Origin of the sequence: Aldersonia sp. NBC_00410 (assembly GCF_026342035.1) — a bacterium.
Classification (GTDB): Bacteria; Actinomycetota; Actinomycetes; order Mycobacteriales; family Mycobacteriaceae; genus Aldersonia.
In genome coordinates, this window is record NZ_JAPENM010000009.1 from 156,109 (window position 1) to 181,869 (window position 25,761).

Sequence of the window (25,761 nt, forward strand, 5' to 3'; positions counted from 1 at the left end):
TCAACGGAGTGAACGGAAGCGTTCACTCCGTTGAACGCAACAAATCTTCCGTTCACGGCCTAGCCACGCAGTACCGACTGAACGGAACCGTTCAGTCGATCTGATCGTGCCGCTTACGGGGTCAGCGCGATGTACTTCGTCTCGAGGTACTCCTCGATCCCCTCGGACCCGCCCTCGCGGCCGAACCCGGACGCTTTCACACCGCCGAATGGCGCGGCCGCGTCGGAAATGACGCCGCGGTTGACTCCGACCATGCCGCTCTCCAGCGCTTCGGCTACCCGTAGGGCCCGGTCCAGGCTCTCGGTGTAGAGGTAGGCGACCAGTCCGAACTCGGTGTCGTTCGCGATTGCGATGGCCTCCTCCTCGGTGTCGAACCCGGTGATCGGCGCGACGGGTCCGAACACCTCCTCACGCAGGATCCGCGCGTTGGCCGGCACATCGGTGAGCACCGTCGCCGGATAAAACCAGCCTGGCCCGCCCGGCGCCTTACCGCCGAGCCGCAGCTGCGCGCCGGCGGCCACGGCATCCTCGACCAGATCGGACACCGTCTCCAATTGGTCGGAGTTGATCAGCGGGCCGAGGTCGGTCGACGGGTCGGTGCCCGGCCCGAGGGTCAGCTTCGACATCCGCTCGATGAGCTTTTCGGTGAACTCCGCACGCACCCCGTCCTGCACGTGCAGCCGGTTCGCGGCCGTGCAGGCCTCGCCCCCGTTGCGGAGTTTCGCCAGCATCGCGCCCTCGACCGCCTTGTCGAGATCGGCATCGTCGAAGACGAGAAACGGTGCGTTGCCGCCGAGTTCCATCGACGTGCGCAGCAGCCCCTTTGCCGACTTCTCCACGAGTGTCCGGCCGACCTCCGTCGACCCGGTGAAGGTGAGCTTGCGCAGCCGCGGGTCGTTCAGCAGCGGCTCGGTCACCTCACGCGAGTGCTTGGTCGTGAGCACGGAAAGCACGCCGGGTGGCAGCCCGGCGTCGCTGCACAGCTTCGCCAAAAGCAGCATGGTCAGCGGGGTTTCCGACGCGGGCTTGACGATCATGGTGCAGCCGGCGGCCAGCGCCGGACCGATCTTGCGGGTGCCCATCGCGAGCGGGAAGTTCCACGGCGTGATCGCCAGGCACGGCCCGACCGGCTGCTTGTGCACCAGGATTCGGCCGTTGCCCGCGGGCGAGGACTGGTACCGCCCGGACACCCGTACTGCCTCCTCGCTGAACCAGCGGAAGAACTCGGCACCATAGGTCACCTCGGACTTGCTCTCCGCCAGTGCCTTTCCCATTTCCAGGCTCATCAGCAGCGCGATCTCGTCGGCGCGCTCGGTGATCGCCTCGAACACCGCGCGCAGTATCTCGCTGCGTTTGCGCGCGGGCGTCGCGGCCCAGTCCGGTTGCGCGGCCGCGGCGGCATCGAGCGCGGTGATCGCGTCGGCCGGGGTCGCGTCGGCGACGTGGGTGATGGGCTCGCCGGTGGCGGGGTCGTGGACGGCGAATGTCGCGCCCTTCTCCGCGTCGACGCTGCGTCCGCCGATCCAGAGTCCGGTGGGAACCGATTCGAGTGCGCGTTGCACGGCTGGCTTGGAATCCATGCTTCGAGCATGCCCTGTATCGGCGCACGCGCACACCCCCGGACGCCTAGGCTGCCAAGCATGAGCGCCGACATCACTGGCACGGATGCCTGGAAGGCCCTGCGGACCCACTTCGACTCGATATCCGAGGCAAATCTGCGCGACCTGTTCGCCGCCGATCCGAACCGTGCGTCGACGTTGACGGTCACGGTGGGCGACCTCTACATCGACTACAGCAAGCACCGACTCACCAGCGAGACGCTGCGCCGACTGTTCGACCTCGCCCGCGCGGCGGGTGTCGAGGAACGGCGCGACGCGATGTTCTCCGGCGTGCACATCAACACCTCCGAGGACCGTGCGGTGCTGCACACCGCACTACGCCTGCCCGCATCGGCCGAACTCACCGTCGACGACCAGGACATCGTCACCGATGTGCACGAGGTCCTCGACAGGATGGGCGAGTTCACCGACGCCGTGCGGTCGGGGCAGTGGCGTGGCGCCACCGGCGAGCGGATCGCGACGGTGGTCAACATCGGCATCGGCGGGTCCGACCTCGGGCCGGTGATGGTCTATCAGGCGTTGCGGCACTACGCCGACGCCGGCATCGCGTGCCGCTTCGTCTCCAATGTCGATCCAGCGGATCTGGTCGGCGCGCTCGCAGGTCTCGACCCGGCGACGACGCTGTTCGTGGTCGCGTCCAAGACGTTCTCCACGCTGGAGACACTGAGCAACGCGACCGCGGCGCGGCGCTGGCTCACCGGCGCGCTCGGTGACGACGCAGTGGCCAAGCATTTCGTCGCGGTGTCGACGAACGCCGAGCGGGTCGCCGAATTCGGCATCGACACGGCCAACATGTTCGGCTTCTGGGACTGGGTCGGTGGCCGCTATTCGGTGGATTCGGCGATCGGGCTGTCGGTGATGGCCGCGATCGGCAAGGAGAACTTCGCGGATTTCCTGGCCGGCATGCACGCGATCGACGAGAACTTCCGCACCGCCCCGTTCGAGTCGAACGCGCCGGTCCTGCTCGGTCTGATCGGGCTGTGGTACTCGAACTTCTTCGGCGCCGAATCCCGTGCGGTGCTGCCCTATTCGAATGACCTCGCGCGCTTCGCCGCGTATCTGCAGCAGCTGACGATGGAGTCGAACGGCAAGTCGGTGCGGGCGGACGGAACCCCGGTCACCACTCCGACCGGCGAGATCTTCTGGGGCGAGCCGGGCACCAACGGCCAGCACGCGTTCTATCAACTGCTGCACCAGGGCACCCGGCTGATCCCGGCGGACTTCATCGGATTCGCCGAGCCCACCGACGATCTCGCCACCATCGACGGCCTCGGAAGCATGCACGACATCCTCATGTCGAACCTGTTCGCGCAGACGAAGGTGCTCGCGTTCGGCAAGACCGCGGAGGAGATCGCGGCCGAGGGCACGGCGCCGGAGGTGGTGCCGCACAAGGTGATGCCGGGCAACCGGCCGACGACGACGATCCTCGCGCCGAAGCTCACCCCGTCGGTGGTCGGTCAGCTCATCGCGCTCTACGAGCATCAGGTGTTCGTCGAGGGCACCGTGTGGGGACTCGACCCGTTCGACCAGTGGGGCGTGGAGCTGGGCAAAATGCAGGCGCTCGAACTGGAGCCGGTACTCAGCAACCCGAATCCGCCCGCACCGCAATCTGATTCGTCGACCGACGCACTGGTGCGGTGGTACCGCACCAATCGCGGCCGCTCGGCCTGACCGGCGGGTTCTCAGACGCGACCGAGGATGCCCGGCACGTCCACGTTGGTCGGCAATGTCCCGAAGGCGATGCCCCAGTCGCCGCCAAGTCGACTGGCGCAGAACGCGTCCGCAACGGCGGCATGCCCGTGCCGCACCAGCTGCGCACCCTGCAGCACGAGCGCCATCAGTTCGACGACGCGGCGGGCGCGGTACTCGATGTCATCGAAGTCCGACAGTTCCTTGCCGAGGCGGGCGATCGCATCATCGAGACGCGAGTCGGCCCCGGCCGCGAGTTGCACCTCGGCGAAGAACGCCTCCACGGTGTCGGGCTGGCGCCCCATTGCCCGCAGCGCGTCCAGTGCCGCGACATTGCCGGAGCCTTCCCAGATCGACATCAACGGTGACTCACGGAACAGCCGCGGCATCCCGGATTCCTCGGCATACCCGTTGCCGCCCAGGCATTCCAATGCCTCGGCCGCGTGGCTGGGCGCCCGCTTGCAGACCCAGTACTTGGTAACGGCCAGCGCGATCCGGCGCAGCGCGGCCTCCTGCTCGTCGCCGGCCGCGGCCCGGTCGGTGGCGCCGGCGAGCCGCATCATCACGGTGGTCGCCGCATCGGACTCGACCGCGAGGTCGGCGAGCACGTTGCGCATCGCCGGCTGATCGACGAGCCGCTTGCCGAACGCAGAACGGTGCCGGGCGTGGTGGGCGGCCAGCACGGTGCCGACCCGCATCCCCGTCGCCGAGCCGATCACACAGTCGAGCCGGGTCATGTTGACCATCTCCACGATGGTCTTGACGCCGCTGCCCTCGTCGCCGACGCGCCAGCCGATCGCGTTCTCGTATTCGATCTCCGAGGACGCATTGGACTTGTTGCCGAGTTTGTCCTTGAGCCGCTGGATCCGGATCGGGTTGCGCGAACCGTCCGGCAGTACGCGCGGCAGCAGGAAACAGGTCACCCCAGCTGTGCCAATTCCCCCGTCGCTTCGCTCGCCCCCAGATGTTTGGGCCAGGGTGAGGAACATGTCCGACATCGGCGCCGAGGTGAACCACTTGTGCCCGACGATCCGATAGCTGCCGTCCGCGTTCGGCGTTGCGGTGGTGGTGTTCGCGCGGACATCCGAGCCGCCCTGCTTCTCGGTCATCGACATACCCGCGATCAGGCCGGCCTTCGTGCTCGGCTCGCGCAACCCGAAGTCGTAGGTCCGCGATGCGAGCAGCGGCTCGTACCGGGCGGCAAGTTCCGGATTGTGGCGCAGCGCAGGGACGATCGCGTAGGTCATGGAGATCGGACACATGTGCCCGGCATCGGACTGCCCCCAGGTGAAGAACTTCGCGGCCCGTGCCACGTGCGCACCCGCCCGGTCCTCGCGCCACGGCGTGCCGTGCAGACCGGACTCGACGGCAACCTGCATCAGGTCATGCCAATGCGGGTGGAACTCGACCTCGTCGATCCGGTTGCCGTAGCGATCGTGGGTGTGCAGCACCGGCGGATACTCGTTGGCCAACCGGCCCCAGTTCTGCGCCTGCACGCTTCCCGCGCGCACGCCGAGCGCGCGCACCTCGTCCTCGGCCCACGCCGCACCCTCACGCCGGAGTCCTTCCAGCAGTGCGGGATTCGCCGACAAATCGGTGGGGAACAGGTCGGGGACCTGGTTGAAAACCTCGTGCGTCTTCACTCTCGAACTCCTAATGCGCGGATGGAAAAGGCGACGATTTCGGGGACGACCGCCTCGGGAACCGGTTCGCCGGCGAGTGGCCCGATCAGCGTCTCGCCGACGGCACCGACGATCGCCGCGGCGCACAGCGCCGGGTCCTGTGCCGGAATCGAACCATCGGCCACACCGTCGCGGATGACGGCCTCGAAGGCGCGGGCATAGGCCCGCCGGAACGCGAGTCGCTGCTGCTCGACGCCGGGATCGACAGGTTCGGCGAGCAGCGCGTAGGCCAGCTTGGGGTTCTTGCAGGCACGCACCGCGAAGGTCTCCACTGCCGCGGAGAGTCGTTCGACGGTGCTGCCCGGACCCGCGGCGGCGCGCACCACAGCATCGACCTCGTGACCGACGGCGCGGCGGAAAACGGCGCTCGCCAACTCCGCTTTCGACGCGAAGTGTTTGTACACGGTCCCGGTCGCGACACCGGCTTCGGCTGCCACCGCGACGATCGACAGGCCGGCGTATCCGTGGTCGGCGAGCAGCGCGACGGCGACGCGGAGGATCGTCTCTTCCTGAGCGTCGAGCCGCGCTTGGACGGTGGCGCTGCGGCGGTACGGCACCAAAGTAGTGAACCATAGTTCATTTCTTCTCGCAATCGCCGGTCACGTCGTAGATTGAGGCGATGCCCGTCCGAACCGAACGCAACGGCGCTGTCCTCACCGTGATCCTGTCGCGGCCGGACAGCCGGAACGCCGTCGACGGCCCCACCGCCGCGGCGCTGGCCGACGCATTCCGCGCGTTCGACGACGATCCCGATGCCGCGGTTGCAGTGCTCTGGGGCGAGGGCGGCACCTTTTGCGCGGGCGCGGACCTCAAGGCGCTCGGGACACCCGCGTCGAACCGGGTAGCCGAGGACGGTGACGGCCCGCTCGGCCCGACCCGGATGCTGCTGTCGAAGCCGGTGATCGCGGCCGTCGCGGGCTTCGCGGTCGCAGGCGGTCTCGAACTCGCCCTGTGGTGCGATCTCCGCGTGGTCGAGGAGGACGCCACCTTCGGTGTGTTCTGCCGCCGCTGGGGCGTGCCGCTGATCGACGGCGGCACGGTGCGGCTGCCCCGCCTGGTCGGCACCAGCGTCGCGATGGACATGATCCTCACCGGCCGGGCGGTCGGCGCCGAGGAAGCCCAGCGGGTCGGGCTTGCCAACCGGGTCGTCCCAACCGGAACCGCGCGCTCCGCGGCCGAGCAACTCGCCGCCGAACTCGCCGCGCTACCGCAGCACTGCCTGCGCTCCGATCGGCTCTCCGCGCTGGAGCAGCACTCGATGTCCGATGCCGACGCGATACACAACGAACTGCGCCACGGCATGGTCGCACTCGCTAGCGGGGCGCTCGAAGGAGCGCACCGCTTTGCAGCCGGCGCCGGCCGGCACGGCTCGCCCGCATGAGCGACGGGCCACCACCACCAACCTCCCGGCTCGGCGTCATCGACGAGATGTTCCTGCGTTCGCACCGCGGATTCGGGACACCGATCGCGCTGCAGGGCCTGTGGCGCACCGATGGGCCGGTCGACCGAGCGGTGCTCGAGCACGTACACGAGCGGCTGCGCACCGGCGCGCTCGGGCGCAGCGTCGTGCGGCCGTGGATCCCCGGCGCGCGTGCCTACTGGATCGACGCCGGGAATGCGCATCCGCTCGACTCCGTCGAGGAACCCATTGCGGCCGAGGAGATTTCGTCGTTCGCGCAGACAAATCTGCCCGATCTCGATCCGACGAAGGGGCCGGGCTGGCATGTCCGCACCGCCCCCGTCGAGGATGGTGGCGCCCTGGTCGCGCTCACCTGCTCGCATGCGCTCTGCGACGCGCGCGGCCTGATCGACGCGGTGGACCGAGCACTCGCCGGGCAGCCGGAACCCAGGCTGGGCGAGCCGGGTTCGGATTGGAAAGATGCGCGCCGAACCTGGCAGCGAATCGCCACCGGCACCACACTCCGATCCGGAAGCAGTGGGGGCAAACAACTCCCGGCAACATTCAACAAACGCGGACCGGCCCGGACCGCGATCATCGCCTGCGACGGCACGGAGTGGGACGAGGCGGCCGCAGCCAACGGCGGCACCCCGAACAGCCTTTTCGTCGCCACGATGGTGCGGGTGCTCGCCCGCGCCGCCGGATCGGACGAGCCGCATGGGGTCGCGCTGCCGATCAGCCTTCGCGACAGCGAAATCGAGGGCAACGGCCGCAGCCACGAAACCGGCGGCAACGCAATGACAATGGGTTCGGCCGCCATCTCCGCAGGCGACGATCTGGATACCGTGGTGCAGCGCTGCCGGGCTGCCTACGCTGCCCCGTTGGGCAGCCCGCCCGGCCGGCCCGCCGAGTGGCTGCACGTGCTTCCGGACCGGCTTGCGCATGCCGCAGCGCACGGTGCGGGTGAGCGAGATGTGCTGTGCTCGAACATCGGTGCGCTACCCGACTCGGTCGCCGCACTCGGCCCGCATCGCGCCACCGGGCTGGCCACCCGCGCAATTCATCCCGGCCTCGATGCGCGCCGACTCGGCACACTGCGCACTCGCCTGTCCGGATATCTCAGCCTGCTCCGCGGTACCTACACGTTGTCCCTGCTCAGTTTCGACGCCGAGTTCGTCGCCGACGCACACCTCCGGGAGCTCGCCCTGACCGAACTTGCGCGCCTCGGCGTTGCCGGCAGCCCCTGGTAGCCGGGTAGCCTTGCCGAATACCGACAACAGCAGACCGGGATCATCGACTCCTGGAAGGTTCGAAATGACCGACAACGTCGAGGAACCGAACAACCCAACCGGAGATCCGACGCAGGCCACGCCTCCGGATCGGACCAAACGGCCACCGCCCGGCCCGGCGGAGACCACGCCTGCACCGACTCCCGTTCCACCGCAACCGTATTCGTGGGGACCGGGTGGATCGCCCGCGGAGGCGCCGCCGCCCGGCACCGCACCCTATCCGGCACCACAGCCGGGCGCGACGGCGTACGGCGCCCCGATCAACGGCCTGGCGATGAAACGGCGAAATCCCTTCGCGGCGTGGATCGGACTGCCGCTCATCACGCTCGGCATCTACAACTTCGTCTGGTACTACAAGATCCACAAGGAGATGGCCGAGTTCGACCCACGACGCGAAGTCCCGGTTATCGGGCCACTGCTGGTACTCCTGCTGCTCGGCTGGACCTTCATCGCCCCGATCATCAGCTTCCACAACACCGGTAACCGCATCAGGGCCGCGCAACGCGCCGCCGGACTCGAGGCCAGCTGCTCGCCCCTTTTGTGCTGGCTGCTGTGGTTGGTGTTCGGCCTGAACGTGCTCTATATGCAGATCGAATTGGACAAGGTGGTCGACCGCTACCCCGGCGCGCCGGCACACACCCCGGTCCCGCTGTATGCCTGAACCCGAGGCGCCGGCAGAGAGTGCGCCTAGGCTGGCGTCATGACCGACGCGACACAAGACGACCTGATCGCCAGGATCGGCGAACTGGTCGACACCGAACACGACCTCCGCAGAAAGACCGAATCCGGCGAACTCGACCCGGCCATCGAGCAGCAGCGCCTCGCTCAACTCGAGGCGACCCTCGACCAGTGTTGGGACCTGTTGCGTCAGCGCCGCGCTCGCATCGACGCCGGCGAGTCCCCCGACGACGCCAACGTCAACCCGGTGAAACGGGTGGAGGGCTACCTGCAGTAGCCGGTTTCCCGCGCGGAACACGCCCGCCGCGCCTAGTTTTGATCGCATGGCTGCGGATACCTATGACGTCATCGTGATCGGCGGCGGGCCTGCCGGCGAAAACGCCGCGGACTACGCGATCCGCGGCAGCGACCGCACCGCGGTGATCGTCGAGCACGAACTCGTCGGCGGTGAATGTTCCTACTGGGCATGCATGCCCAGCAAGGCGCTGCTGCGTCCCGTCCACCTGCTCGAGACGACCAGAGCGATGCACGGTATCAACGAGCGGATGGCCGCAGGCGGGCTCAACGTCGACGCCGTGCTCGCCCGCCGCGACTCGTTCACCCACTCCCGCGACGACTCGTCACAGGTGCAGTGGGCCAACAACACCGGCATCGACGTCGTCCGCGGCACCGGTCGGCTGAACGGCGAGCGGGAGGTGCAGGTCGACGGCGGGCAGACGTTGCGCGCGCGGCACGCGGTCGTGCTTGCGACCGGCACCACGGCCGCTGTGCCCGATGTGCCCGGCCTGCGCGCGGCGCTGCCGTGGACCTCGCGCGACGCCACGAACCTCGTCGAGGTACCCGGCCGGGTCGTGATCGTCGGCGGCGGCGTGGTCGCCTGCGAGGCCGCGACCTGGCTGCGCTCCTTCGGCGCCGAGGTCACTCTCCTCGTGCGCGGCTCGGCGCTACTCGCCAACAACGAACCGTTCGCCGGCGAGCGGGTGGCCGATCGATTCCACCACCACGCGGTGCGGATCGTCTTCGGCGCCGACCTCACCTCCGTCGAACGCCCCGACGCGCAGGACACCGGGATCGGCAAGATCCACGGCGGCGCGGTGACGGTGACGGTGAGCGGCGAGCAGATCGAGGCCGACGAGATCCTCGTCGCCGCCGGTCGCTCGCCCGCGGCCGACCTCGGACTCGACACCGTAGGCCTCGAGCGGGGCTACGTGCCGGTGGACGATCACCTGACCGCGATCGGGGTTCCGGGAGCGTGGCTCTACGCGGTCGGCGATATCACCGGCCGGATCGCGCTCACCCACATGGGCAAGTACCAGGCGCGAGTGTGCGGCGACGTGATCGCGGCTCGCGCCGAGGGCAAGGCGATCGATGCAGCGCGGTTCAGCGCCACCGCCGACCACGGCCAGGTGCCGCAGGTGGTGTTCACCTCTCCGGAGGTGGCGGCGGTCGGACGCTCGGAAGCGCAGGCACGCTCGGACGGCTTCGACGTCTCGACCGTCGAGCTCGACATCGAGGTCGCAGGCTCGGCGCTGGCTCAGGACGATTACGCCGGTCACGCCAAGCTGGTAATCGACGAGCGCACCGATACTCTGCTCGGCGCGACGTTCGTCGGCACCGAGGTCGGGGAGCTGATCCACGCCGCCACGATCGCGGTCGTCGGCGCGGTCCCGCTCGACACTCTGTGGCATGCGGTTCCCGCATATCCGACGGTGAGCGAGGTGTGGCTGCGGCTGCTGGAACAAGTTCTTACCCGCCGGTAGCAAACGTAGTTATGATCCGAGCGTGGCGTCGACAATAGACATCGATATGGCGGACGGAACGGCCCGCGGGACGCGGGAGCGCGGCGTGGGACGCTGGCGCTCGATTCCTTATGCTGCGCCGCCCGTCGGCCCGTTGCGACTGCGCGCCCCGCAACCGCCGACGCCTTGGTCGGGAGTGTTCGACGCCACCCGGTTCCGCAACGCGGCAATCCAGAACAAGGGCGCCGCGCGGATCGGCCTACGCACCGTCCAGCCGGTCAGCGAGGACGCGCTGACCGTCAACGTCACGGCCCCACTGCGCCCGTCCACCGCACCGCGGCCGGTGATGGTCTTCATCCACGGCGGCGGTTACGTCTTCGGCACGTCCGCGCTGGCGCTGTACGGCGGTCGCCAACTCGCGCTGCGCGGCGACCTGATCCTCGTGTCGATGAACTACCGCCTCGGTATCTTCGGCTACGCCGATTTCAGCCGGTACTCGACCGACGAGCGGACGTTCGACAGCAACTGCGGGCTGCGCGATCAGGTGGCCGCGCTCGAATGGGTGCAGCGCAATATCGCCGCGTTCGGCGGCGACCCGGACAACGTCACGATCTTCGGCGAGTCTGCCGGCGCGGCATCGGTGGTCACCCTGTTGGCCACGCCCGCGGCCGAGGGCCTGTTTCATCGCGCGATTGCCGAGAGTGCACCGGCGGACTGGGCGGTCGACTCGGCGGGCGCCGCGGCCTACGCGGCGCGCTGCGTCGACCTGCTCGGCGCCACCGACGACACGGCCGCGGAGGTGCTGGCGAACACCGACGCGGAGTCGCTGCGCCGGGCCGGCGCCAAGGCGGTCCGGTCCGCGATGACCGACTGTCCGGGCTACATGCCTGCGGTTCCGGTAGTGGACGGCAACTACCTGCCCGCCGCCCCGATCGATGCCATGGCCGCGGGCACCGCACATCCGGTACCGCTGATCATCGGCACCAATCGCAACGAGGGGACCCTATTCGCGCGCCGGTTCGATCAGCTGCCGTTGACGCCGAAGCGGATCGACGAGATGTTCGACGTCCTCGCTCCCGAGGCACGACAGCGGGTGGTTGCGGCATATCCGGGCTACCCGGCTGCGGCCAAGGCGGTCAGGCTCGGCGGCGATTTCATGTTCCTGCGCCCAACCATCGCCGCCTGCGAGGCGCATAGCGCGCACGCCCCTACCTACAACTATCGCTACGACTTCGCGCCGAAGGCATTGCAGCGCAGCGGCTTCGGAGCCACGCATGCCTCCGAGATGCTGGCCGTGTTCGGCGTCGCCAATTCCGCCATCGGCCGCGCCGTCACCGTGGGCGGCGGCCGGCGCGCGCTATTGAAGGTCACCGAGCAGATTCAGTCGCAGTGGATTTCGTTCGCACGGCACGGCCGCCCGCTGCCGTCGTGGCCGCGCTACACCACCCAGAACAGGCGCACGCTCGTGTTCGACACCCCGACGAAGGTCGCGAATGATCTCGACCGCGGCAGGCGGCTGGCCTGGCGCGGTATGCCCGGGCCGCAGACGGTGAGGTTGCTCGACAGTGCGACGAACTCGGATCCGACACGGGAGGCGACGGGGTGAGCGAGGACGCACTCGAGGTCAAGCTTCGCGACGGCACGATACGCGGTCGCCGACTGGGCAGTATGCGCACCTGGCGGGGAATCCCCTACGCCGCACCCCCGGTCGGTGCGCTACGGCTGCGAGCGCCGCAGCCCGTGCAGCCGTGGACGGGCGTGCGCGACGCCACCACATTCGGGGCCGCCGCCCCGCAGGACGGCCGGTTCAAGCGCACTTCCGAGGATTGCCTGACGCTCAATGTCGTTGCGCCGGCGCAGCCGGGTCCGCCTCGGCCGGTAATGGTCTTCATCCACGGCGGCGCCTACATCTCCGGTTCGAGCGCGAACCGGCTCTACCGCGGCCATCATCTCGTCAGGCGCGGCGATATCGTCTACGTCTCGATCAACTACCGGATCGGCGGGTTGGGGTACCTGGACTTCCGCGGATTCGCCACGCCGGATATCGAATTCGACGTGAACTGCGGCCTGCGCGATCAGGTCGCAGCGCTGCAGTGGGTGCGCGACAACATCGCCGAGTTCGGCGGGGACCCGGGCAATGTGACCATCTTCGGCGAATCGTCGGGCGGGAATGCGGTCACCACGTTGATGTGCACGCCATCGGCGCGCGGCCTGTTCCATCGCGGCATCGCCCAGAGCCCGCCGTCGGCGTCGACGTACGGGCCGCAGCGTGCCCAGGGCTGGGCGCAGCGGTTCGTCGAAATCCTCGGTGGCAGTGCCGATCCCGCACGGACGCTGCGCAACGCGACGGTGGCGGAACTAGTGGCCGCGACTCACACGCTGACCCGGCAAGAGGTCGAGACACACCCGGGACAACGCGCCACCGCCCCGGTCGTCGACGGCGAGATACTCCCGGTCGATCCGCTCGAGGTGTTCGCCAACGGCGACGCGGCGCCGGTCCCCCTCATCATCGGCACGAACGCGCACGAAGGTCGGGTCTTCCCCCGCACGCTCGACATCCTGCCGACCACGCCGGCTCGGATCACGAAGATGTTCGCCGAAACCGATCCGGCGCTGCGCGACGGCATCCTGGCCCGCTATCCCGGCTACCCGAATGCCCGCGCCTGCACGCAACTTGCCGGAGACGTCGTCTTCTGGGAGCCCACTGTTCTTGTGGCGCAAGGACACTCAGCCGTTGCACCGACTTATTCCTACCGGTACGACTTCGCCCCGCGGCTGCTCGAATTGCTCGGTCTCGGCGCGACGCACGCGACGGAACTGTTCGCGGTCTTCGGTATTCGCAACGACCCGTTCGGCATCGTCCTGACCCTGCTCGGCGGGCGGCGCGGTCTGCGCGCGGTGACCGAAACCTTCCAGTCCAATTGGCTGCACTTCGCCCACCACGGCACGCCGGTTGCGGGCTGGGACGCCTACGTTCCCGAGCGCCGCGCGACCTTGATCATCGACGAGGTGTCCGAGATGCGCGACGATCCGCAGCGGGATGTCCGCGAGTCCTGGATAGGCTACAAACACCGCCGCTGAGCGGTGCGCTACTTGAGCAGCCGAGACATCCGCCGGTCGGCAAGCACCTTGCCGCCGGTCTGACACGTCGCGCAGTACTGAAACGACTTGTCCACGTAAGACACCTCCCGCACGGTGTCACCGCAGACCGGGCAGGGCAGCCCGGTCCGGGCGTGCACGCGCATCCCGGATCGCTTCTCCCCCTTGAGCCGTGCCGCATCTTGGCCCACCGAGCGCTCGACAGCGTCGGTGAGCACGGTGCGCATCGCCTCGTACAGCGCCGCGACCGTGTCCGCGTCGAGTGTCTTGGTGTTCGCGAACGGGGAGATCTTCGCGGTGTGCAGGATCTCGTCGGAGTAGGCATTGCCGATTCCGGCAAGCAACGCCTGGTCCACGATCGCGGTCTTGATCCGCTGGGACGTGCCCGCGAGCAATCCGGCGAACTCCTGCTCGCCGACCTCGAGCGCATCCGGGCCGAGCCGGGCAATGCTCGGCACCTGTTTCGGGTCGGCGACCACCCACACGGCGAGCCGCTTCTTCGTGCCCGCCTCGGTGAGGTCGAAGGCCGGCGTCGCGCCCTCGGGGGTGAAGAAGTGCACGCGCAGCGCGAGCGGGCCCTTCCCCGGTTTCGGCGGTGCGGCGCTGGGGTTGTCGGTCCAGCGCAGCCACCCGCCGCGGGACAGGTGCGTGATCAGCCACAGGCCGTCGCAGTTCATGCCGAGGTGCTTGCCGAAGCGTCCGGCACCGGTCACGTCACGGCCCTGCAGCGCGGTCACCGCCGGGTCGAACGTCTTCAGCACGCTCAGTGCCGCGATATCGACCCGGCCGACGACCGCCCCGACCGCATGGGCCTGGAGGAACTCCGCCAGCGCCGCGATCTCGGGTAGTTCGGGCATATCCGCAGCTTAGGTGTTAATGGCTCGCCTGATCAGGTATGTATCCATGATCCAGCCCTTGCGGGCGCGCAACTGCGCCCGCTCGGTGCGAATTCGTTCGCCGACCTCGCCGACCGTCCCGGCGATCAGCACCTCGTCGGGCATACCCAGGTACGCGCCCCACCAGATCTGCGTCTCGGGCTCGAGCGTGGTGAACGCGCAATCGGCGTCGAGCATCACCACCGCGTCGAGCACCCCGTCGGGTAGGCCCTCACGCAGCCGCCGTCCGGTGGTGACATGCACAGGCTCGCCGATCCGGTTGAGCACGATCCGATGCCTCGCGCAGAGCGCCTGAATACTGGTCACGCCAGGAATCACCGTGTGGTCGAACGTAATCCGGCGGCGCGCCAGCACCCGCTCGACCATGCGCAGCGTGCTGTCGTAGAGCGACGGGTCACCCCAGACCAGGATGCCGCCCACCCCGTCGACAGCAGAGAACTGCTCTTCGAGCAGCGCGGCGCGGCGGTCGTGCCAGTCGTCGACTTCCCCGACGTAGTCGTCGGGCGTGCGGTCGCGCGGGGGGTCGTCCAGTTCGACGAGCGTGTATCCGGACGGAACATGCGCTTCCAGAATCGCGGTGCGCACTTCAAGGAGTTCGCGCTTGGTCTCGCCCTTGCCAATCACGAAGAACACGTCAACGGCCTGCATCGCCCGCACCGCCTGCATGGTGACCTGGTCGGGATCGCCGGCGCCGATGCCGATGAGGTACAGCGTGCGCATCGTCGCAGCCTATCGAGCGTGCGGTCGGCCTGAACAACTCAACCCCACGAGTCAAACTGAACTCGGGGCAGTCCCGTCCTCGGCGTGCTCGAGAAGCATTCGAACCAATGCAAGGTGCGCCGGAACCACACCGAACCAGGCATCACGCGCTTGCGGATCGCTCGCCGTGACGAACGTGGCTAGCCGGACTGCGTCATCGGTCACGATGATGGCAAGCTCGGCGCGGAACCCCCATGATGAGTTCGCTTGCAGTACAATGCATTCGGACGTCGATGACGTGATTCGCCAACCCGAAATCGTGTTCTTTACGCCGGGCGCCAGCTCGAGTTCGATCCTCGCCCGCGCCACATTCAACTGTGCACGCATTGATTCGCCGATGTCCTCCAACATCACGCGGGCCCACTGCTCGGGGGTGCGCTCGGCGGCGTGCGGGGTCTCGAGCAGGTGCGCATCGACGTAGAGGACATCGGACAGCGTGGTGGCCAGCAGGATGTCATTGCTGATGCCCAGTTGTCGCACGGCGGAGTTGCTGCTTCGAGTCATCGGGAACCTTCCCATAGATACGTATCAGTACTGTATCTATCGGAAGTGTTCTACTCAAGGAGTTTCTTCGAGAAGCGACGAGCCGGAGAGCAGTGATGGCGCCACCCGTACGCACCCCGCGCCACGCGTGGGTCGAGGCAGGTCTTGCCCTCTTGGCGCGATCGGGCCCCGATGCCGTTCGGATCGAAACGCTTGCCGCCGAGCTCGGCGTTACCCGCGGCGGCTTCTATCGACAGTTCCGCTCTCGCGACGAGTTGCTCGAGGCGATGCTCGACGCCTGGGAGCGCCGCTGCGTCGATGACGTGCTCGAGCAAGTTGAGAACGAGGGAGGTGACGCCGAACAGAAGATTCGCCGGGCGGGCACGCTCACATTCACCGAAGGACTCATGCCGCTCGACCTCGTCGTCCGCAGCTGGGCGCACAGAGATCCCGCCGTTTCCGCGCGCTTGCAGAGGGTGGACAACGCCAGGATGGAATATGTGCGCGGATTGCTGCGGTCAATGAAGGTCGCACCCGACGACGTCGAAGCGGTGGCCCTGCTGCTGTTCTCGCTCGTGATCGCCAATCGGCTCGTCGTCGCCGATCACCCCGGCCAAACCCGGGGGAATGTCGTCGAACACGCCATACGTCTGCTCCTCGACTGAGAACCACGGTCACATAATTCGAGCGATCATGTTCGAAAGCATATTCGAACAATATCGCAACCCGCTGACACAAACGAAGCACCGAAATCGAGCACCAACATCGCCGCGCCGCTCGGTTCGCATACGCTCACGAGCTGTGATGACGCGCAACCTCGCCGAAGCCGGCCTGAGCGATTGCGTCGACGCTCAGATCGACTGCATGCCGGGGTTCGGAGCCTTCCTGCTCACGATCGGGCTGGGCGCTGCCGCCGTACTCATCGGGATTCCGCTGGCAATCACGGCCACGTTCTCGATCGCCGCCTCGCCACAGGACACCATGCGGCGCCTGATCTGGATCGCTACAACGTGGTTGGTTCCCATCCTCGGCGCCCTCGGGTGGTACTACTCGGCAGCCCGGTCGCGCGAGACACACACCCCCGAGCCCTGACCTACCCGACCGCGCTCACCGTAGACTCGGCCCCGTGCCAATCGACAGCCAGTACGAAGACCTGCTTCGACGCGTTCTGGACACCGGATCCGCCAAGTCCGACCGCACCGGCACCGGCACCCGCAGCGTGTTCGGCCACCAGCTGCGCTACGACCTCGCGGCGGGTTTTCCGCTGATCACCACCAAGAAAGTGCACCTCAAGTCGATCGTCTACGAGCTGCTGTGGTTCTTGCGCGGCGAGTCGAATGTCAAGTGGCTGCGCGAGAACGGCGTCACCATCTGGGACGAATGGGCCGACGAGTCCGGTGACCTCGGCCCCGTCTACGGCGTGCAGTGGCGGTCCTGGCCCACTCCGTCCGGTGCGCACATCGACCAGATCACCCAGGTCCTCGACACGTTGCGCCGCGACCCCGACTCGCGCCGGATGATCGTCTCGGCCTGGAACGTCGCCGACATTCCGCAGATGGCGCTCGCGCCGTGCCACGCGTTCTTCCAGTTCTATGTCGCCGACGGCAAGCTGTCCTGCCAGCTGTACCAGCGCAGTGCCGACCTGTTCCTCGGTGTGCCGTTCAACATCGCCAGCTACGCGCTGCTCACCCACATGGTCGCCCAACAGGCCGGGTTGGCGCCGGGTGAATTCATCTGGACCGGCGGTGACTGCCACATCTACGACAACCACCACGAACAGGTCCGCGAACAGCTGGGCCGCGAACCGTATCCGTTCCCTAATCTGGTTCTGCGCCAGGCCGATTCGATCTTCGACTACACCTACGAAGACATCGAGATCACCGACTACCGCCATCACCCGGCCATCAAGGCGCCGGTGGCGGTCTGATTCGCTCGTGACCGTCTCCCCTGTCGTGCTCGTCTGGGCACAGACCCCGTCCGGTGTGATCGGCGCGGACAACACCATCCCCTGGCACCTGCCCGAGGACCTCGCGCACTTCAAGCGCGCGACGATGGGCCACGCGGTGGTGATGGGCCGCAAGACGTGGGATTCACTGCCGGAGCGAAACCGCCCGCTGCCGGGACGGCGCAACATCGTCGTCACCCGACAGCCGGACTGGTACGGCTACGGCGGTGAACCGGCGCCATCGGTGTCCGCCGCAATCGCGCTGGTGCTGCCGGAGCCGGTGTGCGTGATCGGCGGCAGCGCGGTCTACGCCGCCGCCATGCCCGCCGCGACCGAACTGGTGGTCACCGAGGTCGACCTCGCCATCGACGGGGATGCGTTCGCGCCCGCCATCGGGTCGGACTGGAGTCTTTTCGACGACGGGGACTGGCAGCGTTCGCAGGCCGGCGGGACCGCGTTCCGGATCCGTCGCTACCGCCGCACGAATAGCGCCTGAGATCGCCTCGACCTGCGGGTTTCGCGGCTCCAGCGATTCGTCTGCCCGGCCGATCCCGAGGGGCCATAATCGAAGGGCACGTCCTTTCCGCACAGCCCCAGGAGTGGCAGTACATGGACAAGAAGTCGCTCACCGCAGTGGCGCGCCAACAGCTCAAAATCGCCGCAGGCACCAATTCCGGTCGCAGCTCGCAGACGATCTACGGCGGGCACTCCCGCAGCCTGCGGCAGACGGTGATCGGTCTCGCCGCTGGAAAGAGCCTCGCCGAACACGACGGTCCCGGCGAGGCGACGCTGCTCGTGCTGAACGGAACACTGCAGCTCGTGAGTGGCACCGACACCTGGAAGGGTTCGGCGGGCGATTTGCTCGTGGTCCCCAACGCTCGGCACAGTGTCGAGGCGCTAGAGGACGTCGCCTTCCTGCTGACCGTCGCGATGTAGCTGCGGTATATCGGCCGCTCGTCAGTCGGTGAGCGCGCGCAGTTCCTCGACGACCTTCAGCCGTCCCGCGGCGTCTTCGGCGAGCGGGACGATGTTCAGCGTCGTCGCCCCGGCCGCGGCGAACGCCGCGATTCGCTCCTTGACGTAGCCGGCCGGCCCGATCAACGAGACGGCGCGGACGAGCTCGTCCGGCACCGCCTTGATCGCCTCTTCCTTGCGGCCGTCGAGATAGAGATCCTGGATTCGGTCGGCCTGCTCGCCGTAGCCGTAGCGGGTGGCGAGTTCGTGGTAAAAGTTCTTGCCGCGCGCACCCATTCCGCCGATGTAGAGGGCGAGGTGCGGCTTCACCCAGTCGAGCATGTGCTCGACGTTCTCGCCGATCGCCACCGCGGGACCGGCGTACACCTCGAGCTCGCCGAGTGCCGGGTCCCGCTTGGCCTTGCCGCTCGCGAGCGATTCACCCCAGACGTCGTTTGCCTTCTCGGGCAGGAAGAAGATCGGCTGCCAGCCCTCGAATAGTTCCGCGGCCAGCTCCACGTTCTTCGGCCCCAGGGCCGCGAGCAGCATCGGAATCCGTTCGCGCACAGGCTTGTTGATGATCTTGAGCGGCTTGCCAAGGCCGGTGCCCTGCTCGGCAGGCAGCGGAATCTGGTAGTAGCGGCCCTGATGCTCGACACGTTCGCGGCGCCACACCTTCCGGCAGATCTCGACGGTTTCGCGAGTGCGCCCGATCGGCGCGTCGTAGCGCACGCCGTGAAATCCTTCGATGACCTGCGGCCCGGAGGCACCGAGCCCGAGCAGGAACCGGCCATCCGAGACGAAGTCCAGGCCCGCCGCGGTCATCGCGGTCAGTGTCGGGGTGCGAGTGTAGAGCTGCAGGATGCCGGAGGCCAACTGCACTCGCGTCGTCTTCGCCGCGAGATAGCCGAGCGCGCTGACCGCATCGAAGGAGTACGCCTCCGGGACGAAGACCACGTCGATGCCGGCCCGCTCGAGGTCGGCCACCTCGGCGGCCGCCTGGGCGAACTCGCCCGCATAGTTGATGCTCAGCCCGATACGCATGGCCTCAACCTAGCGCGGGACTTGCCGTGCGCCGCAGCCGGGACAGCCACGTCCGGTCGCCACCGACGGTGTTCTAGGGTTGTGCGCATGGCCGAATCGCAGCCGATCCTCGCGCCACTCACCCCTGCCGCGATCTTCCTCGTCGTCACCATCAACGAGGGCGGCGAGGGCGCAGTGCGCGACCTGCTCACCGAGGTGTCCGGGCTGCAACGCGCCATCGGTTTCCGTGTGCCCGGCGCGGATCTGTCCTGCGTCACCAGCATCGGGTCGCGGGCCTGGGACCGGCTGTTCGACGGCCCGAAACCGGCCGAACTGCACCCGTTTCGGGAGCTGACCGGCGAACGTCACCATGCCCCGGCCACACCCGGCGACATCCTGTTCCATATTCGCTCCGAGTCGATGGATGCGTGTTTCGAATTGGCCGGGCGGATCGCGCAGACGTTGGGCGAGGCGGTCACGGTGATCGACGACACCCAGGGCTTCCGCTATTTCGAACAGCGCGACCTGCTCGGTTTCGTGGACGGCACCGAGAACCCGACCGGCGCCGGCGCCGCGGCGGCCGTGCTCATCGGCGACGACGATGCCGAGTTCAGCGGCGGCAGTTACGTGATCATTCAGCGTTACGTCCATCCGATCATGAGGTGGAACGCGCTGAAGACCGAGGAGCAGGAGGCCATTGTCGGCCGCACGAAGCTCGGCGACTACGAACTGCCCGAGGATGTGCAACCCGCCGATTCGCATGTCGCGCTGACCCAGGTGACCGACGACGACGGCGCGGAACTCGAGATCCTGCGGCACAACATGCCGTTCGGCAGTATCAAGGATGATGTCTACGGCACCTACTTCATCGGCTACGCCGCCACACCGACCGTCACCGAGACCATGCTGGAGCGGATGTTTCTCGGCACGGGCGATGCGGCACACGACCGGATCCTGGATTTCTCGACCGCCGAAACCGGTTGTCTTTTCTTCACACCGACCGTCGATTTCCTCGACAACCCACCGCCCGCACCGACCGCGGACGCCGAAACCGATGCGAAACCAGTGCATCTCGACCAATCGCTGCACATCGGAAGCCTGAAGGGGAGCAACTAACCAATGAACAACCTCTATCGCGAACTCGCGCCGATCACCGACGTCGCCTGGGCGTCGATCGAAGAGGAGGCGAGCCGAACCTTCAAGCGGCACAGTGCCGGTCGCCGCGTCGTCGACCTGTCCGGCCCGCACGGCACGGACTACTCCGCGGTCGGTCTCGGCCGCACCCACGCGATCGACGCGCCCGCCGACGGCGTGCTCGCCTGGACGCGCACGGTGGCACCGCTCGTCGAGCTGAAGGTGCCGTTCACGTTGTCGCGCGAGGAGATCGACAACGTCGAACGCGGCGCCCAGGATTCGGATTGGGAACCGGTCAAGGAAGCGGCGCGCAAGATCGCGTTCGCCGAGGACCGCGCGATCTTCGAGGGATACCCAGCGGCCGGGATCACCGGTATCCGCGACGGCGCGTCGAACGACCCGATCAAGCTGCCGTCCGATCCGCGGTTGGTGACCGAGGCGATCAGCCAGGCCCTCAGCGAACTGCGCCTCGCCGGCGTCGGCGGTCCGTACTCGGTGCTGCTCGCCGCCGACGAGTACACGAAGGTCAGCGAAACCACCGAGCACGGCTACCCGATCCGCGAACACATCAAGCGGTTGATCGAAGGCGACATCATCTGGGCGCCGGCAATCGACGGGGCGTTCGTGCTGACCACCCGCGGTGGCGACTTCGACCTGCAGATCGGCCAGGACCTGTCCATCGGCTACCTGTCGCACGACACCGATACCGTGCAGCTGTGCTTCCAGGAGACGCTGACCTTCCTGGTGTACACGGCAGAAGCGGCCGTGGCGCTCGGCTCGTCGTGACCCAGGCGCGCGCCGGCGTCGTCGCACCGGCCCGCGGCGCGGCCTATCTCGCCGTCGGGCTGCTTGTCGTGGCGATCACCTGCGGGGTCGTGGTGGCGGCATTCGATGGCGACCGGTTGTTCACCGGTCTGCTCATCGGCGCCGCACTCGGGGTCGCGGCGGCGCTGGCGCTGTTCGCTCGCGATGCGATCTGGCTGACCGCCGACGGCATCGTCGTGAGCACGCCGTGGTCGCGGCAGACCACCCCCTGGTCGACGGTGCTCGCGGCGCGGTTCGCGAAGGACACCGACGGGCGGTGGTCGCTCACCCTCGATCTGAGCGAACCCGCGGGCGGCGAGCTGACCCTGCTCGCCGTCCCGCCCGTGCAGCGCGAGGTCGCCAACCCGTACGAGCTGCGCAAACGGCAGCAGGTGAAGCGCATCCTCGCAACGCTGCACGAGCATGGCGTGCCAACCACGGTGCTGCCGGAGATCGGCGCGGCCCTGGACCAGCACTGGCGCGTCAAGCTCTGAGGCTCACATCAGACGGCGCAGCAGGGTCAGCGGGCTGACCGCGAGAACCTTGGCCAGCGGCGTCCAGGGCCACCAGGGCACGAACGCGTTCGCGGGTTCCTTCTCGATTGCGGCGACCAAGTCGCGGTGCCCCTTCTCGGCGGGCGTGGTCATCGATCCGCCGCCGGACTTGGCCACCATCTCAGACTCGATATAGCCGGGTTTTATCGTGCTGACCGCGATCGGAGTGTTCGCGACATCGAGCCGGATGCCCTCGGCGAGGCTCGCCGCGGCCGCCTTGCTCGCGGCATAGGTGGTGATGTTGCCGCGCGCACCGCGTACCGAAGCGAACGACGAAATGACCACGAGGTGGCCGGCGTTGCGCGCGCGGAAGATGCCCATCGCCGCCTCGCACTGGGCGAGCAGGCCGACGAAGTTGGTTTCGGCGGTCTGTTTGTTGGCGTAAAACTTGCCGGTGCCGATGGGCTGGCCCTTGCCGAGCCCGGCGTTGGCGATCACTCGGTCGAGCCCGCCGAGCTCGGCATCGCATTCGGAGAACACCCGGAAGACGGCGTCGTGGTCGTTCACGTCGAGTTCGCGGATGACGACGGTGATGCCGGGGTGCTCGGCGCGCAACTCGGCGGCGAGTTTTTCCAGCCGGTCGAGGCGGCGCGCGCACAGCGCGAGGTTGCGCCCCTGCGCCGCGAACAACCGCGCCATGCCCTCGCCGAGCCCGGAACTCGCGCCGGTGATGAGGATGTTCGCCCGCGTCACCGTCCCACCTTGTACTTCGCCAACTCGATTCGCGACACCACGCCGAGGTGCACCTCGTCCGGACCGTCGGCCAGGCGCAAAGAGCGGGCGCCGGCGTAGGCCGCGGCGAGCGGGTAGTCGTCGGTGAGACCGGCGCCGCCGTGCAGCTGGATCGCCATGTCGATCACGTCGATCGCCATTGCGGGCACGAGCGCCTTGATCTGCGACACCTGCGAGAGCGCCGCGCCCACCCCCTGCGTGTCGAGCAACCACGCGGTGTAGAGCACCAGCAGGCGTGCTTGGTCGATTGCGATGCGTGCCTTGGCAATTCGCTCCCGATTTCCGCCCAGGTTGACGATCGGCTTACCGAACGCGGTGCGGCTGGTGGCCCGTTGGCAGGCCAACTCGAGGGCGCGCTCGGCAAGCCCGATGGCGCGCATGCAGTGGTGGATGCGACCGGGGCCGAGCCGGCCTTGCGCGATCTCGAAGCCGCGGCCGAGCCCGGCGATGACGTTCTCCGCGGGCACCCGCACGTCGGTGAAGCTGACCTCGCCGTGCCCGTAGGGCTCGTCGTACAGCCCGAACACCGGCAGCATCCGCTCGATGGTCACGCCCGGCGCGTCGGTCGGAACAATCACCATCGTGTGCCGGCGGTGCCGGTCCGCCTCGGGGTCAGTGAGCCCCATGAAGATGATGAAGGCGCAGTTCGGGTGCCCGACGCCGGTGGAGAACCATTTGCGGCCGTTGATCACCACATCGGCGCCGTCCGCGATGACCCGCGATTCCATGTTGGTCGCGTCCGAGGAGGCGACCGCCGGTTCGGTCATGCCGAACGCGGAGCGGATGCGTCCCTCCAGCAAAGGGGTGAGCCAGGTCTGCTGCTGCTCGGGCGAGCCGTACTTGGCCAGCACTTCCATGTTGCCCGTGTCGGGGGCGTTGCAATTGAAGATCTCCGGCGCGATGGCGGAGCGGCCCATCAGCTCGGCGAGCGGCGCGTAGTCGGTGTTCGACAACGTCTCGGGCAGGAAGAGGTTCCACAGTCCGGCGGCGCGGGCCTTGGCCTTGAGCTCGGAGATGATGGGGAGCACCTGCCACGGATTGCTCTGGGATCGGAGCTCACGGTGGTAGTCCGCCTCCACCGGATCGATCTCGGTGGCGATGAACTCGGAGACCCGCTCGTGCAATTCGGTGGCCTTTGCCGAGGGTGCGAAATCCATGCCGCGAGAGTAACCCTCGTTACTCTCGCCGCAGGTGTGCCTGGCGGAGAATCCCGTGGAGCGAAGGTCAGTGATCTGGGCCGTAGGGCACCGCAACGCCGTGCTCGGCGAGGTAGGGGGCGGGGTCGGTCTTGCGACCCGCCGCGTCCCAGATCTCGAGGTGCAGGTGCGGCCCGGTGGATTGGCCGCGGTTTCCGACCGTAGCGATGACGTCGCCGGCGTCGACGCGCTGGCCGACCTGGCTGCGGATCTCGTTCACGTGGCCGTATACGGCGGTGGTGTCGTCGTCCTGCTTGACCCGGACCCAGAGCCCGAAGCCGGACGCAGGTCCCGCCTCGATAACGGTGCCGCTCGAGACGGAGTGGATCGGGGTACCGATCGGGTCGGCAAAGTCGACGCCGTTGTGTTTCGTGCCCCAGCGCGAGCCGAAGCCCGAGCTGACCGGGCCCGCGACCGGACGCACGACGGCCGGACGCGGCGGCGGTGGCGGCGCGAACTGCTTCATGTAGTCCTGGTAGGCGTGCTCGACACCGTCGATCGCACCGTTCACCTCGGGCGACAGCGTCGGCGCAGCGTCCCGCGCGGCTTTCAGTGCTGCGTCATGGGCGTCGACGACCGGGTCCGCAGCGGCGGAGACGGGGCTCGTGACCTGGAAGCCGGTCGCGACGACCGCGCCCATTGCCACCGCCGCGGCGGCCACCGTCACCTTCGGCCGACGCGCGCGAGACGGCGCGGCATGGCGGGTGAGGGTGGTTCCGAGCGGCGCGAGAACGACGGCGGGAATGGAGGTGGCGTTGGGGCGGTGCTGCGACAAGTCGAATTCCTCGGCAATGCAATGGGCAAATAATAACGATTCGGTATCGTTGCCGATACCATACCGGTCTGTGACCTTTTCGCAACAAATCCGAATGTAAGCCACGTCACGTTCGGCGGGTACGCGTCGGGGGGTGACGATCTCTCACCCCTGGGTGCCTATCGACGGGACTGCGCACGTCCGAGAATTCGAAAATGACGTGCGTTTCGGGATTCGAGCGGCGCCCATGACAGCGGGCCGGGACGGCGATGCGGCGCGGGTGGCGGCGGCGCTCGAGGCATTGCCGCGAAACGTTCGGCGCGCGGTTGTGCTCGCGTACTACCGGACGCTCACCATCCCCGATCTCTCCCACGTGCTGGCCACGGACACACCCGATGTGCATCGCGATCTGCACGATGCGGTCCACGTACTCGCCTCGGCGCTGCGCTCGGAGTCGGAACCGATATCCGCATCCGACTGACGAATTCCGTTGCTGGACAGCGGCTTATGGACTGCCAGCGGGGGTCGCGGGACGATGTAGGGTGTTGGACGTGCCCGAACCCACAACGCCGATCGGCGCGCCGTGCTGGATCGATCTGATCAGTTCCGAGCCGGCGCGCGCCGCGGCCTTCTACACGGCGTTGTTCGGCTGGACGGCGGACACCGGCGGCGATCCCGAACTCGGTGAGTACACGATGCTGCGCAAGGACGAGAAGGCGATCGCCGGGCTGAGCGCACAGCAGGAGGGCAATCCGTACGGCAACGTCTGGACCGTCTATATGTCCACGCCGGACGCCGCGGCGTCGGCGGATAAAGCCGCAGCAGCCGGGGGGACGGTGCTGCTCCCGCCCGTCCGGGTGCCCGGGATGGGCACGCTCGCCATGATCGGCGATCCGGCGGGCGCGGTCGCCGGGCTCTGGCAGGCCGAGCAGCATCGCGGGTTCGAACTCGCCGACGAACCGGGCACGCCCGTGTGGTTCGAGACGATGTCGCGCAATTACTCCGCTGCGCTGCAGTTCTACACCGAGGTGTTCGGCTGGAACTGCACGCCGCTCAGCGACACCGAAGAGTTCCGGTACTCCCAAGCCAGGGTGGACGACCGGGTCGTTGCGGGCGTGATGGACACCGATCGCGTGTTCCCCGATGGGGTTCCCTCGTTCTGGCAGCTCTATCTCGGTGTTGCCGACACCGACGCCGCGTGCGAGCGGGTCGTCGCGCTCGGCGGGCAGGTGCTGCGCCCCGCCGAGGATAGTCCGTTCGGGAGGCTGGCGCACGTGGCCGACCCGATGGGCGCCACGTTCCGGATCACCACGCTCGTCGAGCAGTCCTAGTC

The 25,761-nt window shown here is 67.9% G+C and carries 28 protein-coding genes; 18 read left to right on the plus strand and 10 right to left on the minus strand.

All coding sequences use genetic code 11. The features are described 5' to 3' along the window. Positions 1-113: 113 nt before the first annotated feature. Positions 114-1,580, minus strand: a complete 1,467-nt coding sequence (locus tag OG921_RS20775) for an NAD-dependent succinate-semialdehyde dehydrogenase (protein WP_266114420.1) — start codon at positions 1,578-1,580, stop codon at positions 114-116. 60 nt (positions 1,581-1,640) lie between these two features. Here OG921_RS20775 and pgi point away from each other — a divergent pair, with 60 nt between their 5' ends. Continuing rightward, positions 1,641-3,290: a glucose-6-phosphate isomerase gene (gene pgi / locus OG921_RS20780; protein ID WP_266114421.1), complete on the plus strand. Its 1,650-nt coding sequence runs from the start codon at positions 1,641-1,643 to the stop codon at positions 3,288-3,290. Between the two features lie 11 nt (positions 3,291-3,301). On the opposite strand, the gene OG921_RS20785 is transcribed toward pgi, so the two are convergent. Together OG921_RS20785 and OG921_RS20790 are read right to left on the minus strand one after the other, a co-directional pair. After that, positions 3,302-4,951 (minus strand): acyl-CoA dehydrogenase family protein, encoded by a 1,650-nt coding sequence (locus OG921_RS20785; protein ID WP_266114422.1) that lies wholly within the window; start codon positions 4,949-4,951, stop codon positions 3,302-3,304. Beyond that, a complete protein-coding gene (locus OG921_RS20790; protein ID WP_266114423.1) occupies positions 4,948-5,547 on the minus strand; it encodes a TetR/AcrR family transcriptional regulator in 600 nt (199 codons plus the stop codon). Before OG921_RS20790 ends, OG921_RS20785 begins: the two co-directional genes overlap by 4 nt. A 62-nt stretch (positions 5,548-5,609) precedes the next feature. Here OG921_RS20790 and OG921_RS20795 point away from each other — a divergent pair, with 62 nt between their 5' ends. The 7 genes from OG921_RS20795 (at position 5,610) to OG921_RS20825 (ending at position 13,176) form a co-directional block, all read left to right on the plus strand. Next, the gene (locus OG921_RS20795; RefSeq protein ID WP_266114424.1) at positions 5,610-6,371 is read left to right on the plus strand and encodes a crotonase/enoyl-CoA hydratase family protein; all 762 of its coding nucleotides are present in this window, start codon (positions 5,610-5,612) and stop codon (positions 6,369-6,371) included. Then, on the plus strand, positions 6,368-7,639 hold the full coding sequence (locus OG921_RS20800; RefSeq protein WP_266114425.1) for a hypothetical protein: 1,272 nt from the start codon (positions 6,368-6,370) through the stop codon (positions 7,637-7,639). The genes OG921_RS20795 and OG921_RS20800 overlap by 4 nt, the downstream gene beginning before the upstream one ends. A gap of 64 nt (positions 7,640-7,703) precedes the next feature. Continuing rightward, positions 7,704-8,339 (plus strand): DUF4234 domain-containing protein, encoded by a 636-nt coding sequence (locus OG921_RS20805; protein ID WP_266114426.1) that lies wholly within the window; start codon positions 7,704-7,706, stop codon positions 8,337-8,339. Between the two features lie 39 nt (positions 8,340-8,378). After that, positions 8,379-8,633 carry a DUF2630 family protein gene (locus OG921_RS20810; protein WP_266114427.1) on the plus strand — a complete coding sequence of 85 codons (255 nt, stop codon included), beginning with the start codon at positions 8,379-8,381 and terminating at the stop codon, positions 8,631-8,633. Between the two features lie 46 nt (positions 8,634-8,679). Further along, complete coding sequence (locus tag OG921_RS20815) at positions 8,680-10,116, plus strand: NAD(P)/FAD-dependent oxidoreductase (protein WP_266114428.1); 1,437 nt, start codon at positions 8,680-8,682, stop codon at positions 10,114-10,116. A gap of 22 nt (positions 10,117-10,138) precedes the next feature. Then, positions 10,139-11,701 (plus strand): carboxylesterase/lipase family protein, encoded by a 1,563-nt coding sequence (locus tag OG921_RS20820; protein WP_266114429.1) that lies wholly within the window; start codon positions 10,139-10,141, stop codon positions 11,699-11,701. Beyond that, complete coding sequence (locus OG921_RS20825) at positions 11,698-13,176, plus strand: carboxylesterase/lipase family protein (protein ID WP_266114430.1); 1,479 nt, start codon at positions 11,698-11,700, stop codon at positions 13,174-13,176. Before OG921_RS20820 ends, OG921_RS20825 begins: the two co-directional genes overlap by 4 nt. 8 nt (positions 13,177-13,184) lie before the next feature. Here OG921_RS20825 and OG921_RS20830 read toward each other — a convergent pair whose 3' ends face one another. The 3 genes from OG921_RS20830 to OG921_RS20840 are packed head-to-tail and all read right to left on the minus strand — an operon-like array spanning position 13,185 to position 15,353. Next, positions 13,185-14,051: an Fpg/Nei family DNA glycosylase gene (locus OG921_RS20830; RefSeq protein ID WP_266114431.1), complete on the minus strand. Its 867-nt coding sequence runs from the start codon at positions 14,049-14,051 to the stop codon at positions 13,185-13,187. Between the two features lie 9 nt (positions 14,052-14,060). Continuing rightward, positions 14,061-14,810 carry a precorrin-6A synthase (deacetylating) gene (cobF, locus tag OG921_RS20835; protein WP_266114432.1) on the minus strand — a complete coding sequence of 250 codons (750 nt, stop codon included), beginning with the start codon at positions 14,808-14,810 and terminating at the stop codon, positions 14,061-14,063. Between the two features lie 51 nt (positions 14,811-14,861). Beyond that, positions 14,862-15,353 carry a hypothetical protein gene (locus OG921_RS20840; RefSeq protein WP_266114433.1) on the minus strand — a complete coding sequence of 164 codons (492 nt, stop codon included), beginning with the start codon at positions 15,351-15,353 and terminating at the stop codon, positions 14,862-14,864. Positions 15,354-15,448: 95 nt separating this feature from the next. On the opposite strand from OG921_RS20840, the gene OG921_RS20845 reads away from it, so the two are divergent. The 5 genes from OG921_RS20845 (at position 15,449) to OG921_RS20865 (ending at position 18,213) form a co-directional block, all read left to right on the plus strand. After that, the gene (locus OG921_RS20845; RefSeq protein WP_266114434.1) at positions 15,449-15,997 is read left to right on the plus strand and encodes a TetR/AcrR family transcriptional regulator; all 549 of its coding nucleotides are present in this window, start codon (positions 15,449-15,451) and stop codon (positions 15,995-15,997) included. 139 nt (positions 15,998-16,136) lie between these two features. Further along, positions 16,137-16,424: a hypothetical protein gene (locus OG921_RS20850; protein WP_266114435.1), complete on the plus strand. Its 288-nt coding sequence runs from the start codon at positions 16,137-16,139 to the stop codon at positions 16,422-16,424. A gap of 34 nt (positions 16,425-16,458) precedes the next feature. Next, positions 16,459-17,259 carry a thymidylate synthase gene (locus tag OG921_RS20855; protein WP_266114436.1) on the plus strand — a complete coding sequence of 267 codons (801 nt, stop codon included), beginning with the start codon at positions 16,459-16,461 and terminating at the stop codon, positions 17,257-17,259. A 7-nt stretch (positions 17,260-17,266) separates the two neighbouring features. Next, positions 17,267-17,773, plus strand: a complete 507-nt coding sequence (locus OG921_RS20860; protein WP_266114437.1) for a dihydrofolate reductase — start codon at positions 17,267-17,269, stop codon at positions 17,771-17,773. Positions 17,774-17,886: 113 nt separating this feature from the next. Continuing rightward, on the plus strand, positions 17,887-18,213 hold the full coding sequence (locus tag OG921_RS20865; RefSeq protein WP_266114438.1) for a cupin domain-containing protein: 327 nt from the start codon (positions 17,887-17,889) through the stop codon (positions 18,211-18,213). A gap of 21 nt (positions 18,214-18,234) precedes the next feature. Here OG921_RS20865 and OG921_RS20870 read toward each other — a convergent pair whose 3' ends face one another. Next, the gene (locus OG921_RS20870) at positions 18,235-19,275 is read right to left on the minus strand and encodes an LLM class F420-dependent oxidoreductase (protein WP_266114439.1); all 1,041 of its coding nucleotides are present in this window, start codon (positions 19,273-19,275) and stop codon (positions 18,235-18,237) included. Between the two features lie 87 nt (positions 19,276-19,362). Here OG921_RS20870 and OG921_RS20875 point away from each other — a divergent pair, with 87 nt between their 5' ends. Genes OG921_RS20875 through OG921_RS20885 form a run of 3 tightly spaced genes read left to right on the plus strand, consistent with a single transcriptional unit; the run spans position 19,363 to position 21,686 of the window. Then, on the plus strand, positions 19,363-20,370 hold the full coding sequence (locus OG921_RS20875; RefSeq protein WP_266114440.1) for a Dyp-type peroxidase: 1,008 nt from the start codon (positions 19,363-19,365) through the stop codon (positions 20,368-20,370). 3 nt (positions 20,371-20,373) lie between these two features. Further along, positions 20,374-21,174, plus strand: a complete 801-nt coding sequence (locus OG921_RS20880) for a family 1 encapsulin nanocompartment shell protein (RefSeq protein ID WP_266114441.1) — start codon at positions 20,374-20,376, stop codon at positions 21,172-21,174. Beyond that, positions 21,171-21,686 carry a hypothetical protein gene (locus tag OG921_RS20885; protein WP_266114442.1) on the plus strand — a complete coding sequence of 172 codons (516 nt, stop codon included), beginning with the start codon at positions 21,171-21,173 and terminating at the stop codon, positions 21,684-21,686. The genes OG921_RS20880 and OG921_RS20885 overlap by 4 nt, the downstream gene beginning before the upstream one ends. A gap of 3 nt (positions 21,687-21,689) precedes the next feature. Here the strand turns inward: OG921_RS20885 and OG921_RS20890 are convergent, their stop codons facing one another. The 3 genes from OG921_RS20890 to OG921_RS20900 form a co-directional block, all read right to left on the minus strand. After that, entirely contained in the window at positions 21,690-22,439 is a 750-nt protein-coding gene (locus OG921_RS20890) for an SDR family oxidoreductase (RefSeq protein ID WP_266114443.1), read from the minus strand. Beyond that, on the minus strand, positions 22,436-23,635 hold the full coding sequence (locus OG921_RS20895) for an acyl-CoA dehydrogenase family protein (RefSeq protein WP_266114444.1): 1,200 nt from the start codon (positions 23,633-23,635) through the stop codon (positions 22,436-22,438). The genes OG921_RS20890 and OG921_RS20895 overlap by 4 nt, the downstream gene beginning before the upstream one ends. 67 nt (positions 23,636-23,702) lie before the next feature. Then, on the minus strand, positions 23,703-24,449 hold the full coding sequence (locus OG921_RS20900) for a M23 family metallopeptidase (RefSeq protein WP_266114445.1): 747 nt from the start codon (positions 24,447-24,449) through the stop codon (positions 23,703-23,705). A gap of 226 nt (positions 24,450-24,675) precedes the next feature. On the opposite strand from OG921_RS20900, the gene OG921_RS20905 reads away from it, so the two are divergent. Continuing rightward, positions 24,676-24,909: a hypothetical protein gene (locus OG921_RS20905; RefSeq protein ID WP_266114446.1), complete on the plus strand. Its 234-nt coding sequence runs from the start codon at positions 24,676-24,678 to the stop codon at positions 24,907-24,909. 70 nt (positions 24,910-24,979) lie between these two features. Beyond that, positions 24,980-25,759: a VOC family protein gene (locus OG921_RS20910; RefSeq protein ID WP_266114447.1), complete on the plus strand. Its 780-nt coding sequence runs from the start codon at positions 24,980-24,982 to the stop codon at positions 25,757-25,759. The last annotated feature ends 2 nt before the right edge of the window (positions 25,760-25,761 follow it).

Excerpts from the sequence above, each read along its gene's own strand:
- OG921_RS20775 (WP_266114420.1), bottom strand. The coding sequence starts at position 1,580 with ATGGATTCCAAGCCAGCCGTGCAACGCGCACTCGAATCGGTTCCCACC.
- pgi (WP_266114421.1), top strand. The coding sequence starts at position 1,641 with ATGAGCGCCGACATCACTGGCACGGATGCCTGGAAGGCCCTGCGGACC.
- OG921_RS20795 (WP_266114424.1), top strand. The coding sequence starts at position 5,610 with ATGCCCGTCCGAACCGAACGCAACGGCGCTGTCCTCACCGTGATCCTG.
- OG921_RS20800 (WP_266114425.1), top strand. The coding sequence starts at position 6,368 with ATGAGCGACGGGCCACCACCACCAACCTCCCGGCTCGGCGTCATCGAC.
- OG921_RS20805 (WP_266114426.1), top strand. The coding sequence starts at position 7,704 with ATGACCGACAACGTCGAGGAACCGAACAACCCAACCGGAGATCCGACG.
- OG921_RS20810 (WP_266114427.1), top strand. The coding sequence starts at position 8,379 with ATGACCGACGCGACACAAGACGACCTGATCGCCAGGATCGGCGAACTG.
- OG921_RS20815 (WP_266114428.1), top strand. The coding sequence starts at position 8,680 with ATGGCTGCGGATACCTATGACGTCATCGTGATCGGCGGCGGGCCTGCC.
- OG921_RS20830 (WP_266114431.1), bottom strand. The coding sequence starts at position 14,051 with ATGCCCGAACTACCCGAGATCGCGGCGCTGGCGGAGTTCCTCCAGGCC.
- cobF (WP_266114432.1), bottom strand. The coding sequence starts at position 14,810 with ATGCGCACGCTGTACCTCATCGGCATCGGCGCCGGCGATCCCGACCAG.
- OG921_RS20840 (WP_266114433.1), bottom strand. The coding sequence starts at position 15,353 with ATGACTCGAAGCAGCAACTCCGCCGTGCGACAACTGGGCATCAGCAAT.
- OG921_RS20845 (WP_266114434.1), top strand. The coding sequence starts at position 15,449 with ATGGCGCCACCCGTACGCACCCCGCGCCACGCGTGGGTCGAGGCAGGT.
- OG921_RS20850 (WP_266114435.1), top strand. The coding sequence starts at position 16,137 with ATGACGCGCAACCTCGCCGAAGCCGGCCTGAGCGATTGCGTCGACGCT.
- OG921_RS20865 (WP_266114438.1), top strand. The coding sequence starts at position 17,887 with ATGGACAAGAAGTCGCTCACCGCAGTGGCGCGCCAACAGCTCAAAATC.
- OG921_RS20870 (WP_266114439.1), bottom strand. The coding sequence starts at position 19,275 with ATGCGTATCGGGCTGAGCATCAACTATGCGGGCGAGTTCGCCCAGGCG.
- OG921_RS20875 (WP_266114440.1), top strand. The coding sequence starts at position 19,363 with ATGGCCGAATCGCAGCCGATCCTCGCGCCACTCACCCCTGCCGCGATC.
- OG921_RS20880 (WP_266114441.1), top strand. The coding sequence starts at position 20,374 with ATGAACAACCTCTATCGCGAACTCGCGCCGATCACCGACGTCGCCTGG.
- OG921_RS20895 (WP_266114444.1), bottom strand. The coding sequence starts at position 23,635 with ATGGATTTCGCACCCTCGGCAAAGGCCACCGAATTGCACGAGCGGGTC.
- OG921_RS20905 (WP_266114446.1), top strand. The coding sequence starts at position 24,676 with ATGACAGCGGGCCGGGACGGCGATGCGGCGCGGGTGGCGGCGGCGCTC.